Source organism: Domibacillus robiginosus, from assembly GCF_000966195.1.
Taxonomy (GTDB): domain Bacteria; phylum Bacillota; class Bacilli; order Bacillales; family Domibacillaceae; genus Domibacillus; species Domibacillus robiginosus.
Genome location: NZ_LAHL01000100.1, coordinates 1 through 1,165, shown reverse-complemented (window position 1 = coordinate 1,165; position 1,165 = coordinate 1). Strand labels below are relative to the sequence as shown.

General features: G+C 40.0%; 1 protein-coding gene and 1 tRNA gene. Both read right to left on the bottom strand.

All coding sequences use genetic code 11. The features are described 5' to 3' along the window. Positions 1–24: 24 nt before the first annotated feature. Positions 25–99, bottom strand: a tRNA-Asn gene (locus tag VP97_RS22980). Between the two features lie 394 nt (positions 100–493). Further along, positions 494–757 carry a hypothetical protein gene (locus tag VP97_RS22975; RefSeq protein ID WP_245629975.1) on the bottom strand — a complete coding sequence of 88 codons (264 nt, stop codon included), beginning with the start codon at positions 755–757 and terminating at the stop codon, positions 494–496. Between the last annotated feature and the right edge of the window lie 408 nt (positions 758–1,165).

Here is a 1,165-nt window from a genome sequence, read left to right as displayed (position 1 = left end):
CTTATATTTGATAGAGTGTTAAAATGGCTCCGCAGGCAAGACTCGAACTTGCGACCGATCGGTTAACAGCCGATTGCTCTACCACTGAGCTACTGCGGAATAGTTTGTACTAACGACAGCTAAAATAGAATATCATCTATGACATTATAAATCAATACCTTTTCAAAAATATTTTAAGTTATTTTGAATTCCATACTAAATCACCTTTGCTTTCCCCTTATTTGACGGACATAACAAACAGGTTATTTCAATTCGCTATGGTTTATTTAGTTCAAATATCGCGCAGCCAATATGTTGTATTTAAAGATGGACAGTAACTAAAAAACAGGTTCCATCTTTTAATAGTAAAGAATTGAAGCTTGCTATATTGATTATTGTGAACCTCTCCACCTAAATCAAAGATTTTGATGGAGCATCCCTTATCTTGAATACAGTACAGCATCAGCTGATTAAGCTTCCTCCGAAAGCCCGAATGAAGTAGCGGTCGCCGATATTATACGAAGCGGATAAATCCGCGTGATAGACTTTGCCAGTTTAAAAAAACGGCAAGGTCTTTTTTCAGGTTCCGTTCCACTTTTCCGGAGCCATCAAACGCCAGGGCGCTGGTGTTTCGCGGATTGACGCGGGAAATGCGCATGCCGAGGCAGTTCGCCATTTCTTCCAATTTGTTCTGGATGCCTGTTTTCTGCCACCCGTGAAGTTTGAAGCGAAGTTTCCTGGTTCTGTAGAACCCCTTTGGAGTTTTCATTCTGCTCAGGTATTCGAATACGATGACGTCACAGCCATGCTTTGCCGCAAATTTGATAATTTCATGGCAAGCGGAAGCAATGGCACTTCTGCGGAAGTAGGAAGGAAACTTGTAAAAACGTTCGTTAAACTCTTTGTATTTTGGAAGAGGGTTTGATTTGGTTGCGTGAATCAGTTTTTCTACTGCCGATACAATCGATTTGGTTGTCAGGCCGTTAGTATTTGATTACCCGGATGATAAAGGACATGGCATCATTGTAAATATCCAAAGAGAATCATTATGAATAATGATAAGTAAGAAGCGCAATAGGCCTAATGAAAAAATATATAGAAGAATGGGAAAAATTAAGACCTTAGCGCCTAACCCCCACTAAATCGGAGATTTCGAAGAGGAATGCGGCGCTAATTTTTTGTTCAA